Source organism: Rhabdothermus arcticus (genome assembly GCF_055382915.1).
Genome location: NZ_AP043808.1, coordinates 491,111 through 503,006 on the forward strand (window position 1 = coordinate 491,111; position 11,896 = coordinate 503,006).

Sequence of the window (11,896 nt, forward strand, 5' to 3'; positions counted from 1 at the left end):
TTAGGATAACCCCTGGTGATCGAGCGTTTTCGTAAGGCGCTTTCCGATCTCTGTCCCAAGGGACGGCTCTTGCTTGCGGTCTCCGGGGGCGGGGACTCGGTGGCGCTGGCGGTCCTGACCAAGGCCGTGGGGCGGGACGCGGTGATCGCCCACCTCGATCACGGGCTTCGCCCGGAGTCCGGGGAGGACGCGGCCTTCGTCGTCGAGCTCGGGGCCCGGCTGGGGGTTCCCGTCGTCGTCGAGCGCGTTCCGGTGGCAGAGATCGCGCGGGCGCGGGGGGAGAACCTCGAGGCCGTGGCCCGTGAGCTGCGCTACGCCTTCCTCACTCGGGTCGCCAAGCGGGTCGGCGCGGCCTGCGTGCTCACCGCGCACACCGCCGACGACCAGGCGGAGACCGTGCTCTTTCAGCTCTTTTCCGGCACCGCGCGGGCCCTGGGCATCCGCAGAAAACGGGGCCAGATCGCGCGCCCCTTGCTCGGTTTCCGGCGCCAGGAGCTGCGCGCCTTCCTCCGCGCCAGGGGCATTTCCTGGCGGGAGGATGCGACCAACGCCTGTCTGGAACGCGACCGCGCCTACCTGCGTCACCGGGTGATGCCGCTGGTCGAGGCCCGCTTTCCGGGGGCGGTCCCTGCGATCGGCCGCTTCGCCGAGGCGCGTCAGCTGGAGGACGACCAGCTGGAGGCCGAGGCAGCAGGGGTGTTGATTCCCGACGCGCGCTTTTTCGTGCCCGCGCTGCGGGCGGCCCCGTTGGTCGCGGCTCCCCTTTCGCTCCGCCGCCGGGCCTTGCGGCGCTGGCTGACCTCGGCCGGCTTGCGCCCCGAGGCCCGCGTGATCGAGGCGCTGGAGGAGGCCTTGGGGGGGCAGACGGTGAGCCTTTCCGGCGGCCATCTGGCCTTTGCCTACCAGGGGACGCTCTTTCTCCTCCCGCCTGAGCCCAGTCCCCCGCCCCTTCCCCAGGGCCGAAGGCCCTGTCGCTACCAAAAGGCCCTGCGCCTTTTGGACGGTCGCAGGCTGGATGCCTTCTTCCGGGCCCATGGCGTTCCGCCCCGGCTGCGGCGGCACTGGCCGCTGGCCTGCGAGGGAGAGCGGGTGGTCTTCGTCCACGGGCTCTATCCGGAGCCGAAAGCGGCGCGCTGGATGCGGACGCTCCTCGCCGAGGCGCGGCGGGCCGGGCGCCGGGGCGAGGTGCCGATCGCGGCGCTGGTGGCGCGCGGCGACGAGGTCCTGAGTTTGGCCGCGAACGCGGTGGAGGCCAGGCGGGACCCGACCGCCCACGCCGAGCTCTTGGCCCTCCAATCGGCGTTCTCGAGGACCGGGGAAAAACGGCTCATCGGGGCGACGCTGGTGGTGAACCTCGAGCCCTGCCCGATGTGCTACGGAGCGATCCGCGAGGCGGGGGTCACCCGCCTCGTCTGGGGAACCGAGAACCTGAAGGCCGGGGCCTTTACCGTCCACCGTCTGTCGCGCAACGGGCTGGAGGTGGACCCTGGACACCTCGCGCCGGAAGCTGCTAAACTGCTGAGCGGGTTTTTTGCCCGTCTACGCGGGGAGGGGTGCCGGAGCGGTTGAACGGGCCGGTCTCGAAAACCGGTGTGCCCGCAAGGGCACCGCGGGTTCGAATCCCGCCCCCTCCGCCAGTCCCCGGGGAGGCCAGTGCCTCCCCGGTTGATCGTGGTGCTCACACTTCCAAGATGAGCTTGGGGCGAAAGCCGATGACGTCCGCGGCCACCAGGTGGAGGGGGATCCCCTTCCACTCCTTGGGAAGCTTCTCGGGGTCGGCGTTGTGCAGGTGGCCGTAGACCACCGCGTCAGGCTGCGCCGCCTCGATCAGCTCGGTGAAGCGCGTCGCCTCGCCGCCGGGCCCGAAGGGCGGGTAGTGCAGGGCCACGATCAGGTGGTCGTGGGGGCGTCGCTCGGCATCCTCCAGGGAGAGCCGGAGCCGCTCCGCCTCCCGGCGGTAGATTTTTTCGTCCTGCTCGGTGAACTCCTTGTCGAAGGGGGTGATCCAGCCCCGGGTGCCGGCGACCGCCACCCCCTGGTCGACGAAGGCGTCGTTTTGGATCGCGTGCATGCGCGGGGGCAGCGCGGCGCGGAGCCTAGAGATCGAGGGCCACCAGTAGTCGTGGTTGCCGCGCACGAGCACCTTCTCGCCGGGCAGCGCGGCCAGTGCCCGGAGGTCGGGGAGCGCCTCCTCCAGCCGCATCGCCCAGGAGATGTCTCCGGGCAGGATCACCAGATCTTCCTCGCCCACCGTTTCGCGCCAGCGCTCGAACAGCACCTCCGGATGGCCGGCCCAGCGCGACCCGAAGACGGTCATCGGCTTGTTGACCTGGCTTCCGAGGTGGGGATCGGCGAGGGCGAAGACGCGCACAGAGGGTAGTCTATCAATCGATGGACGGCGCGCTGAAGAAGGCCCTGGACCTGCTTTCCCGGCGGGCCTACACCGAGGCCGAGCTGAGGAGGAAGCTCGAAGGCTACCCCGAGGCCGAGGTGGAGGCCGCGCTCTCCCGGCTGAGGGCCTGGGGCTACCTCGACGATCGCGCCCTGGCCGAGACCTTCGTGCGGGTACGTCGCGGGCGCTGGGGGCCGAGGAAGCTACGCTGGCGGCTCAAGCAGCGTGGGGTCCGGGACGAGGACATCGAGGCCGTTCTCCCCGAGGAGGCGCGCGAGGCCGCCTTGGCGTTGCTCCTCAAGCGGCGGGCGCGGTTTTTGGGGAAGAAGGAGCGCGCGATCCGCTTTTTGCTGGGGCGCGGGTATTCCCTCGAGGCCGCGCTCTGGGCCTACGATCGCTTGCAGGAAGCAGGGGAGGAGGGGTAGAACCAGGGTATGCCGCGCGTCGAAGCCGAAGTCTTCGTCCCCAAGCCTCCGGAAGAGGTCTACCGCCTGGCCCGTGACCTCGAGGGCCTCAAGCCCTACCTCAAGGACGTGGAGACCTTGAAGGTCGTCGAGACCGGCGAGGGCGTCACCAAGAGCGAGTGGGTCGCGGTGGCGATGGGCAAGCGGGTGCGCTGGGTGGAGGTCGAGGAGTGGGACGACGCCGCGTTCAAAAACCGCTTTTACTCCCCGGAAGGCGACTTCGACAAGTACGAGGGCAGCTGGCGCTTTGAGCCGGAGGAGGGGGGTACCCGGGTGCGGCTGGTCATCGACTACGAGCTGAACCTGCCGATCTTCGGGGGGCTGTTGAAGAAGCTCGTGCACAAGCTGATGCGGGAAAACGCGGAGATGTTCTTAAAGGGGCTCAAGGACCGGGCGCTGGCCGCCTAAGCGCGCGCCGCTCGGCGAGGTCGAGGCTGGCTGGAACCCCTTGAACGACACTGGTCGCGTGCAAAGGAGGTCGCGGGTGGCGCTTTACATCTACAACACCATGACCAGGAAAAAAGAGCGCTTCCAGCCCCGGGTCGAGGGGCACGTGGGCATCTACGTTTGCGGTCCCACCGTGTACTCGGACGCCCACCTCGGCCACGCCAAGAGCGCGGTGAGCTTCGACACGCTCCGGCGCTGGCTCTTGCACCTCGGATACAAGGTGCGCTACGTCTCCAACGTCACCGACGTCGGGCACCTCACCGACGACGCCGACGAGGGCGAGGACAAGGTTCAAAAGCGGGCCAAGCTCGAGCGGCTGGAGCCGATGCAGGTGGCGGACAAGTACTTCTGGCGCTACTTCGAGGACATGACCGCGCTCAACGTCCTCAAGCCCGACATCACCCCCCGGGCCACCGGGCACATCGTCGAGCAGATCGAGATCACCAAGGAGCTGATCAAGCGCGGGTTCGCCTACGAGCGCGGGGGGTCGGTCTACTTCCGCGCCAGGAAGTGGCCGGACTACGGCAGGCTCTCCGGACGGCGGCTCGAGGAACAGGCCGCCGGGGCCCGGGTCGAGGTTCGGGAGGAAAAGGAGGATCCCCGGGACTGGGCCCTTTGGAAGCGGGCCGAGCCCGATCACCTGATGCGCTGGCCCAGTCCCTGGGGCGAAGGCTTTCCCGGCTGGCACATCGAGTGCACGGTGATGAGCCTCAAGTACCTCGGTGAGGGCTTCGACATCCACGGCGGGGGGATCGATTTGCAGTTCCCCCACCACGAGGCCGAGATCGCCCAGGCGGAGGCCGCCGGCCACGCCTTCGCCCGCTACTGGATGCACAACAACCACATCCTGCTTGGCGGGGAAAAGATGGCCAAGTCCACCGGCAACTTCATCACCCTGCGCGAGCTCTTTGCCAAGGTGGATCCGCTGGTGGTGCGCTTTTATTTGCTGCAAAGCCATTACCGCTCGGTGACCGACTTCACGCCCGCGGGGCTGGAGGCCGCGGAGCGCGGCTATCTGCGGCTTTTGAACGCCTACCGGGAGGTGAGGAGGCGGAAGGCCCGCGCCCCCGAGGGACGGCATCCCGGCCTCGAGGCCGCGCTCACGCGGCTCGAGCGTGAGGTCACCGAGGCGATGAACGACGACCTCGCGACGCCAGAGGCGCTGGCTGCCTTCTTCACCTTTTTGCCCGAGCTCAACCGGGCGCTGGCGGGGGAGGTCGGGCGGGACACCCTGGCCCGCGTGGAGGCGGCGTTCGCGACCCTCGGCGAAGGGGTCCTTGGGCTCTTCCCCGAGCGGGCCCTGGCCGAGCGCCTCGAGGGCCCGCTGCTTGAAGGCTTGATCGGGCTCTTGATCGAGCTCCGGCAGGCCGCCCGCGAACGCCGCGACTTCGCCACCGCCGACGCGATTCGGGAGCGCTTGCGTGCGCTCGGCGTGGTGCTCGAGGACACGCCCCAGGGCACGCGTTGGAAGCTGGTAGAATAGGGCGTGGAGGTGGCAAGATGACCGCACGGACGTTCGTTTACTGGGGCGCGCTCTTCGTGCTCTTCGTGATCCTGGCCTTCGTGGTGAACGGCCTCTTCTTCGGCCAGTTCACGCTCACCGGTCCCCAGCTCATCATCGGGCTGCTGGTGAGCTTCTTCATGGGCGTGGTTTTGGACTTCTTCAACCAGGCGATTGAGGAACCCGCCTGAGCTTTGCGTAGTAAAACCCGTCGAGGCCGTTCTCGGGGCGGACGTAGGCCCCGAGCGTGTTTTTGAGCCAGGGCAGGGGCCCCTCCACCGGCTCCGGGGAAAACGCCGGGTGGGCCTTGAGGAAGGCGCCCACGATCGCGTCCCCCTCGATCTCGGTGAGGCTGCACAGGCTGTAGACCAAAAGCCCCCCTGGCGCGACCGCCCGCGCGGCGACCTCGAGGAGCACGGCCTGGCGTTTCGCGGCCGCTTCGATGGCCTCCGGGGTCAGCCGCTGGCGCAGCTCGGGGTGGCGCCGGAGCGTCCCCGTGCCCGCGCATGGCGCGTCGAGGAGCACCTTGGGCGCGGTCTCGCCCAGAGGACGGGTGAGGTCATGGGTGCGAAAGCGCACCCGCAGGCCGAGGCGCTCGAGGTTCTTCCTGCCCGCTTCCTGGCGTCTTGGGTCAAGGTCCACGCTGGTGACCTCGGCGCCTTTGGCGGCCAGCCAGGCGGCTTTGATGCCCGCGCCCCCGGCGAGGTCGAGGACCCGTTCGCCGGGCTGGACCTCGAGGAGCTGGGCGGCGAAGAGGGAGGCGGGATTTTGCGGTTGGATGAGCCCCCGGCGGTAAGCCGCGAGGCCCTTGAGGCCGGGGTGCGACAGCCGCAGGCTGCCTGGAACGGGCCCGGCCTCGAAGGCCACCCCCTCACGGGCCAGGGCCTCCTCCGCGCCCGGAAACGCGGTGACCCAGACCGGGGGCGGGGCGTTGAAGGCTTCGACGAAGGCGGTCTCACCGAAAAAGCGCCGCCAGTGCTCCCAGAGGAAGCGGGGGATTCCCGCGCGGACCCAAGGCGGGGCCTGTTCGTCGTGGCCAACCCGGCGCAGGACCGCGTTGACCAGCGGGGCCAGGCGGGGATGGGTGCGCTTGGCCTCCTCGACCCAGGCGTGTACCGCTGCGTAGTCCGGGGTGCGCAGGAAGAGGCGCTCGTACGCGCCGAGGCGTAGCACCCAGCGCACCCGTTCTGGAAGCCGCTTTGGCGCCTTGAGCCGGGGCGAAAGGACCCAGTCCAGGTAGGCCAGCCGCTGCAGGGTGCCGTAGGCCAGGCGCGTGGCCAGAGCTCGATCGGCGGCGTCGAGCGAGCTTCGGGACAGGGCCCAGTCCAGCGTTGGGGTGAGGTAGCGGCCGCGGCCCACGGCCTCGAGCACGTTGAGCGCCAGGCCGCGGGCCGTTTGGCTCATTCCTCGCGTCCGCCGAGGAGCGCCGCGTACTGCAGCAGGTAGGCCACGCTCATCGCCAGCGCAGCGACGTAGGTGAACGCCGCTGCGGTCAGCACCTTGCGGGCGGCGGGCATCTCTTCCGGCGTCAGCAGGTTGAGCGCGCGGAGCTTGATCAGGGCCCTGCGGCTGGCGTCGAGCTCGACCGGAAGGGTTACGAGTTGGAAGAGCGCGGCCGCCCCAAAGAGGTAGAGGCCGAGCTTGGCCAGGCCCAGGGCGCCGATCATCAGGCCGATGATGAAGAGCCAGGGGCCGAGGTTGGAGCCGATCTGGGCGGCGGGCAGCAGCTGGTGGCGCACCACCAGCCAGAGGTAGCGGCGGGCGTCCTGAATGGCGTGGCCGGTCTCGTGGGCGGCCACCGCGAGCGCGGCCAGGCTCTGGCTCTGGTAGTTGGGCTCGGAGAGGCGCACCGCCTTCTTCAAGGGGTCGTAGTGGTCGGTCAAGACCCCAGGCACCGGTTCCACCCGGACCCCGGTCAGCTGCTCGCTATCCAGGATCAGGCGGGCGGTTTCCGCACCGGTCAGCCCGCGCCGGTTGGGGATCTGGCTGTAGCGCCGGTAGGTGTTCTGCAGCCAGCCTTGGATGGCCAGCGTGGCCAGGAAGATCAGGAAGATCAGCCAGGTGTACGGTCCGAAGATGAACATGCGATACCCTCCCTTGCAAAAAGCTACCACCCGGCCCTCAGCAACACTGAAAGCCGGGCGGCAATCCCGTCGGCTAGGAGTTCAGGGGCTGCGCCTTGATGCTGAAGCGCAGCGCGGTCCGCTCCTCGTTGTCCAGCTCCAGCTTGACGAACGCCGGTTTGACGTAGAGATCGAGGTTGTCTGGTGCGATGTATCCCCTGGCAATGGCGATGGCCTTGACGGCTTGGTTGACCGCGGCGGGGCCGATGGCCTGCACCTCCACCTCGCCCGCGGTGCGCAGCAAGGCGGCGATCGCCCCGGCGACGGAGTTGGGTCGCGATTTACCGGATACGCGTAACGTTTCCACGATGACCTCCTACGTGAGAAAGCTGATACAGCCTTAGCTTATGGAAGCGTTTTCCCAGGTGTCAAGTAAAGATGCCCCGACGTCGGTCGGTGGACGGTAGACGAAAAAGCGATAGAAACGTATAATCTACGCACATACCCGCATAGCCTTGCGGGTGGGGGAGGGGAATGCGAGCGCGGCAGAGCGAAGCCATCGAACCGAGGTTCTTCGAGCACGATGCATGTGGCATCGTGGCGATCTTGGAAAAGGACGCCGAGCCCCGTCACCGAACCCTGCAGCGCGGGCTCGAGGCCCTCTACCGCATGGCGCACCGCGCCGGGGCGGTGCTCGGGGAAGGGGACGGCACCGGGGTGATGACCGACATCCCGCGCGAGCTCTGGGCGCAGCGCCTGGAGGCCGCGGGGCTGGACCCTGACCTTCCCGAGAACCCCCGCTTTTTCGTCGGCCACCTCTTCATTCCCAAAGAAGCGGCCGCGCACCGCTCGGAGATTATGGATCGCATGCGCCTCGAGGGCGCGCGGCTGGGGGTCCAGCTGCTCTACGAGGGGCTCGGAGAGACCCACTCGCGGGTCCTCGGACCGGTGGGGCGGCGCACCGAGCCACTCTTCGTGCAGGTCGCGGGGCTCGCCGAGGGCGGCGACGGCGCGTTGTTCGAACTGGGGCTGCGGCTTGAGGCCACCACCCAGGCCCATGTCGTCTCCCTCTCCACGCACAGCGTGGTCTACAAGGTCCGGGGCTCGGCGGAGATCCTGAAGCGCTACTACCCCGAGCTGGCCCGGCCGGAGTTCAAGACCCGGGTGGTGCTCGGCCACAACCGCTACTCGACCAACACCGCCTCCACCTTCTTCCAGGTCCAGCCCTTTAGCTTCCTCGCCCACAACGGCGAGATCAACACGATCGAACGGCTGCGCCGGGAGCTCTTGCAACTCGGCGTGCCCCTCTCCGGGGGGTCGGACTCCGAGGACCTCAACCGCCTGCTCGGCACCCTGGTCTTTCGCTTCGGCCGCTCTTTGGCCGAGGCCATCGACCTTTTGTTCCCCCCGATCCTGGGGGAGATCCACCACTACTCGGACACCCTCAAGGACCTCTACATGGGCTTTCGCCAGATGCTCGGACCCTTGGCCCAAGGGCCCGCGGCCCTGGTCATGCGCCTCGGCGAGGAGGCGGCCTTTCTGACCGACGCGATGGGGCTGCGTCCGCTCTGGCTGGTGGAGACCGGCGGCGAGTACATCTTTTCCTCCGAGCGCGGGGTCTTCACCGCCGACGAGTTCGTCGCCGAGCCCCGGCCGCTGGCTCCGGGCGAGCGGGTCTTCGCCCGCATGACCCCGGAGGGCACCCGGCTCTACCCTTACAGCCGGCACCAGCGGCGGGTGCTGGAGATCGCGCTCAGGAAGGGAACCTACTTCGAGGGGGCGGGCCGTCACCTCGCCGGTCCCGGGGGGCAGGCCTCGGTCTCCGGGGGCGGCGGCCCGGCCGCGGGTACCCCCGCCGCGCCCCCCTCGTTGGGCCTCAAGCGGGCCTTCGGCTGGGATCGCTGGGACGACCGCTACCTCGACGCGCTGATCAAGGAGGGGCGGGAGCCGGTGGGGAGCCTGGGCTGGGACGCCCCGCTCGCGCCCCTGGCCGAGGAGGCGCCCAACCTCGCCGAGTTCTTCAAGGAAACCGTGGCGGTGGTCACCAATCCTGCCCTGGACCGGGAGCGGGAGGTCGAGCACTTCTCCACCCGGGTGGTGCTGGGCCGGCGCCCCTTGCCCAACGGGCAGGGTGGGGGCGAGACGCTGGAGCTCTTGGTGCCGCTGGTCCTCGAGGAGACCTTCCCCGCGGCCCGCGACGTCGCCCTGGGCCGGGGGACCGAGACGCTCGAGCGCCTGAAGGCGCGGTTTCGCACCGTCGAGCTGCCCCTGACCTTCGCGGTCGAGGAAGGGTTGATGGCCGGGTTGAAGCGCCTCGGGGAGGCCGCGGTCGAAGCGGTGCGCCAAGGCGCCGAGCTTTTGATCCTCAGCGACCGCGACGCCTTCGCCAAGGAGCCCTGGATCGACGCCCACCTGGCCCTGGCCTGGGTCGAGCGGGCCCTGACCGAGGCCCGGGACGAGGCGGGCATCTCCTTGAGGCGGCGGACCTCGTTGCTCCTGCACTCCGGAGGGTTGCGCAACCTCCACGACCTCATGCTCGCGCTGGGCCTGGGGGCGGACGGGGTCGCGCCCTGGATGATGCAGACCGAGGCCCTGGCCCGGGGCGGGGAGGCGGCCTTGATGTCGGTGCTTAATGCGTTGACCAAGGGCGTCGAGAAGGTCATGAGCACGATGGGCATCCACGAGCTTCGGGGCTACGGTCGGATCTTTTCCAGCATCGGCCTCAAGGCGCCCCTTGCCGAGGTCTTTTCCGTTCCCAACCTTTGGGGTTCCGAGGAGAAGGGCTATGGCTTTTTGGAGCTCGAGCGCACCCTGATCGAGCGCCTGGCCAAGGCCGCGGAGGAAAAGCCCCGCCCCCCGCGGGAGCTGCGCTTCAACCCCCGCATCTACAAGGCCGCGCAGCAGGTGGCGATGGGGCAGGCCCGCTTCGAGGACTACGAGGAGAAGGTGCGCGCCCTGGAGCGCGAAGCCCCGGTTGCGGTGCGCCAGCTCTTGGAGTTCGCCGCCGAGGATCCCCCACCGGTGGACCCGGACACCGTGGACCTCTCGGTGGGTGGGCACTCCCTGCCCTTCGTGATCAGCGCGATGAGCTTCGGCTCCCAGGGGGAGGTCGCCTTCCGCGCCTACGTGGAGGCCGCGCGGCGGCTCAACATGCTGGCGATGAACGGGGAGGGAGGCGAGATTCCCGACCTGCTCGGCCGCTACAACCGCTGGCGGGGGCAGCAGGTGGCCTCCGGCCGCTTCGGCGTCCACGCCAAGATGCTCAACTCCGCCGCGGTGATCGAGATCAAGATCGGCCAGGGGGCCAAGCCCGGCGAAGGCGGGCACCTTCCCGGAAAGAAGGTCACCGCCAAGGTGGCCGCGGCGCGCAACGCGGTCCCCGGCGTGGACCTGATCAGCCCCTCGAACAACCACGACCTCTACTCGATCGAGGACCTGGCCCAGCTCGTCGAGGAGCTCAAGACCGTCAACCCCGAGGCCAAGGTCGCGGTCAAGGTCCCGGTGATCCCCGGGATTGGCACCATCGCGGTGGGGATCGCCAAGGCCGGGGCGGACGTGATCACCCTCTCCGGTTTCGAGGGAGGCACCGGCGCGGCCCGGGAGCACGCGCTCAAGTACGCCGGCCTGCCCGTCGAGTTCGGGGTCAAGGAGGCGCACCGGGCCCTCGTCGAGAGCGGTCTGCGGGACCGCGTGGAGCTCTGGGCCGATGGTGGCTTGAAGACCGCCTACGACGTGGTGCGCATGGTCCTGTTGGGGGCCAACCGGGTGGGCTTTGGCACGATGAGCATGGTCGCGATCGGTTGCACGATCTGCCGCGGCTGCCAGTACAACACCTGCCACGTGGGCATCGCCACCCAGATCGAGACCGAGGAAGAGGCCAAGGCCCGCGGGCTCAAGCGCTTCGTCCCCCGCGCCTTTGACCTCGCGGTCGAGCACCTGGTGAACTTCTTCTCGGGGATGGGGGCCCAGCTGCGTCGTCACGTCGCGGCGCTGGGGGCGGAGCGCCTCGAGGACCTGGTCGGCCGCTCCGACCTGCTCTACCTCGCCCGGCCCCTGCCCCTGGACCTCGAGCCGCTCTTCGTCCGACCCGAGACGCCGGAGTGGCTTTCCGATCGCGGCGCGAAGATCCTGAGGCGGCCCTTGAACACCCTCACCCGCACCATCACCGAGGTGGTCCTCGAGGCCTGGCGTCGCGGCGAGCGCACCCTGGTCTTCCAGGAGGGGCCGGTGGGCTCCGCGGACCGCGCGCTCGGCACCCACCTCGCCGGGGAGCTGGCCCGGCGGGCACTCTCCGGGAAGCCGGTCGAGGCCGAGATCGAGCTCCGCTTCGACGCCGGCAGCGTCGCCGGAAACGGGCTGGGGGCCTTCACCACGGCCCCGATCCGCATCGTCGTCGAGGGCGGCGCCCAGGACGGGGTGGCCAAGGGAGCCTATGGCGGCGAGGTCTACGTTTTGAAGGGGAAGAACCCCTACGGCCTTTACGTCGATGGCTCGGTGGGCAAATCCTTCGCCTATGGGGCGATCGAGGGCTTTTTGGTGGTCGAGGGAAACGCCGACAGCCGCTGCTGCGTGCGCCTGTCCGGGGCCGACGTGGTGCTCGCGGGCGAGCCCGAGCGGCCGCTCGCCGATGAGCTTGGCAACCTGGCGGCCCGGGCCAACCTCAAGGGGTTCGCCTTCGAGTACATGACCCGGGGGCGGGCGGTGGTCCTCGGGGACCCCGGCCCCTGGATGGCGAGCGGGATGACCGGCGGGCGGGTCTACCTGCGGCACTGGCCGGAGATGGGCCTCACCGAGGCCGCTTACCGGCGCCGCCTGGCCAAGGGGGCCAAGGTCGAGCTCCTGCCGCTGGACGCCGAGGGCGAGGCCGACGTGCGCGAGCTCTTGGGGCGTTACGAGGCCCTCCTGCGCGCCGAGGAGCGCAACGAGCGGGCCGACCGCATCGCCCTTCTGGCGGCGCGGCCGCGGGCGCACTTCTTCATGCTGGTCCCCCTCAAGGGGCAGGAGGACCAGGCAGTGAGCACCGAGTGAG

The 11,896-nt window shown here is 69.4% G+C and carries 10 protein-coding genes and 1 tRNA gene; 7 read left to right on the top strand and 4 right to left on the bottom strand.

The window, feature by feature from the left end:
* The first annotated feature begins 12 nt into the window (after positions 1-12).
* A complete protein-coding gene (gene tilS / locus ACZ48Y_RS02670; RefSeq protein WP_464742780.1) occupies positions 13-1,569 on the top strand; it encodes a tRNA lysidine(34) synthetase TilS in 1,557 nt (518 codons plus the stop codon).
* Positions 1,548-1,637: transfer RNA gene (locus ACZ48Y_RS02675), tRNA-Ser, on the top strand. Before tilS ends, ACZ48Y_RS02675 begins: the two co-directional genes overlap by 22 nt.
* Positions 1,638-1,678: 41 nt before the next feature.
* Here ACZ48Y_RS02675 and ACZ48Y_RS02680 read toward each other — a convergent pair.
* On the bottom strand, positions 1,679-2,371 hold the full coding sequence (locus tag ACZ48Y_RS02680) for a metallophosphoesterase (protein WP_464741906.1): 693 nt from the start codon (positions 2,369-2,371) through the stop codon (positions 1,679-1,681).
* A gap of 20 nt (positions 2,372-2,391) precedes the next feature.
* Here ACZ48Y_RS02680 and ACZ48Y_RS02685 point away from each other — a divergent pair, with 20 nt between their 5' ends.
* From ACZ48Y_RS02685 to ACZ48Y_RS02700, 4 genes are all read left to right on the top strand, one after another.
* The gene (locus tag ACZ48Y_RS02685; protein WP_464741908.1) at positions 2,392-2,817 is read left to right on the top strand and encodes a regulatory protein RecX; all 426 of its coding nucleotides are present in this window, start codon (positions 2,392-2,394) and stop codon (positions 2,815-2,817) included.
* 9 nt (positions 2,818-2,826) lie between these two features.
* Positions 2,827-3,264 carry a type II toxin-antitoxin system RatA family toxin gene (locus tag ACZ48Y_RS02690; protein ID WP_464741910.1) on the top strand — a complete coding sequence of 146 codons (438 nt, stop codon included), beginning with the start codon at positions 2,827-2,829 and terminating at the stop codon, positions 3,262-3,264.
* Between the two features lie 76 nt (positions 3,265-3,340).
* Positions 3,341-4,786, top strand: coding sequence for a cysteine--tRNA ligase (gene cysS, locus ACZ48Y_RS02695; protein ID WP_464741912.1), 1,446 nt, complete (start codon positions 3,341-3,343; stop codon positions 4,784-4,786).
* Positions 4,787-4,803: 17 nt separating this feature from the next.
* On the top strand, positions 4,804-4,995 hold the full coding sequence (locus tag ACZ48Y_RS02700) for a hypothetical protein (RefSeq protein WP_464741914.1): 192 nt from the start codon (positions 4,804-4,806) through the stop codon (positions 4,993-4,995).
* Here ACZ48Y_RS02700 and ACZ48Y_RS02705 read toward each other — a convergent pair.
* The 3 genes from ACZ48Y_RS02705 to ACZ48Y_RS02715 all read right to left on the bottom strand — a co-directional run bounded on the left by ACZ48Y_RS02705 (position 4,967) and on the right by ACZ48Y_RS02715 (position 7,234).
* Positions 4,967-6,208, bottom strand: coding sequence for a transcription antitermination factor NusB (locus ACZ48Y_RS02705; RefSeq protein WP_464741916.1), 1,242 nt, complete (start codon positions 6,206-6,208; stop codon positions 4,967-4,969). The genes ACZ48Y_RS02700 and ACZ48Y_RS02705 overlap by 29 nt on opposite strands.
* A complete protein-coding gene (locus ACZ48Y_RS02710; protein ID WP_464741918.1) occupies positions 6,205-6,888 on the bottom strand; it encodes a zinc metallopeptidase in 684 nt (227 codons plus the stop codon). Before ACZ48Y_RS02710 ends, ACZ48Y_RS02705 begins: the two co-directional genes overlap by 4 nt.
* 73 nt (positions 6,889-6,961) lie before the next feature.
* The gene (locus tag ACZ48Y_RS02715) at positions 6,962-7,234 is read right to left on the bottom strand and encodes a stage V sporulation protein S (RefSeq protein ID WP_464741920.1); all 273 of its coding nucleotides are present in this window, start codon (positions 7,232-7,234) and stop codon (positions 6,962-6,964) included.
* Positions 7,235-7,401: 167 nt separating this feature from the next.
* On the opposite strand from ACZ48Y_RS02715, the gene ACZ48Y_RS02720 reads away from it, so the two are divergent.
* Positions 7,402-11,895: a glutamate synthase-related protein gene (locus ACZ48Y_RS02720; RefSeq protein WP_464741922.1), complete on the top strand. Its 4,494-nt coding sequence runs from the start codon at positions 7,402-7,404 to the stop codon at positions 11,893-11,895.
* Position 11,896: the final 1 nt, after the last annotated feature.

Excerpts from the sequence above, each read along its gene's own strand:
- ACZ48Y_RS02685 (WP_464741908.1), top strand. The coding sequence starts at position 2,392 with ATGGACGGCGCGCTGAAGAAGGCCCTGGACCTGCTTTCCCGGCGGGCC.
- ACZ48Y_RS02690 (WP_464741910.1), top strand. The coding sequence starts at position 2,827 with ATGCCGCGCGTCGAAGCCGAAGTCTTCGTCCCCAAGCCTCCGGAAGAG.
- ACZ48Y_RS02700 (WP_464741914.1), top strand. The coding sequence starts at position 4,804 with ATGACCGCACGGACGTTCGTTTACTGGGGCGCGCTCTTCGTGCTCTTC.
- ACZ48Y_RS02705 (WP_464741916.1), bottom strand. The coding sequence starts at position 6,208 with ATGAGCCAAACGGCCCGCGGCCTGGCGCTCAACGTGCTCGAGGCCGTG.
- ACZ48Y_RS02710 (WP_464741918.1), bottom strand. The coding sequence starts at position 6,888 with ATGTTCATCTTCGGACCGTACACCTGGCTGATCTTCCTGATCTTCCTG.
- ACZ48Y_RS02720 (WP_464741922.1), top strand. The coding sequence starts at position 7,402 with ATGCGAGCGCGGCAGAGCGAAGCCATCGAACCGAGGTTCTTCGAGCAC.